The sequence below is a fragment of the Pseudomonas juntendi genome (assembly GCF_009932375.1).
Lineage (GTDB): Bacteria > Pseudomonadota > Gammaproteobacteria > Pseudomonadales > Pseudomonadaceae > Aquipseudomonas > Aquipseudomonas juntendi.
The window spans coordinates 1-355 of record NZ_BLJG01000336.1 but is presented as its reverse complement, the minus strand read 5'-3'; the positions used below and the strand labels follow the sequence as shown (position 1 = coordinate 355).

Genomic DNA, 355 nt, shown 5'->3' with positions numbered 1-355 from the left:
TGGCCGGCGCCGAACCCGGCGATGACCAGCCCGTCGTAGCGCAATGCGGGCAGAGCCTGCAGCAATACAGTGTCGGCGTCCAGGCACGCTTCCAGCAGGATGACGCGCTGGTCGGTACGCCCCGGTAGCGGGAGTACCTCCCGCCTGTCTGGGGGATGGCGGTACGTTGCAACACCCTCTACAACTTCCCCCACAGGACCGAAACCAGGCGAGTCGAATGCCGCTATCGCCAGGCTGGCTGTCTTGCGAACCTTTGTCGCACGATGGATCTGATCATTCATCACCACCAGCACACCACGCCCACCGCTGCCTCGTGCCAATGCAACCTGGGCCGCAGCCAGAAGGTTGGCCGGGC

Annotated in this window: 1 protein-coding gene; it reads right to left on the bottom strand. The window is 64.8% G+C overall.

Features of this window, described 5'->3' with window-relative positions:
• Positions 1–355, bottom strand: a 355-nt coding sequence (locus tag GYA94_RS25635) for an asparaginase (protein WP_161893365.1), incomplete at both ends; no start/stop codon positions are given.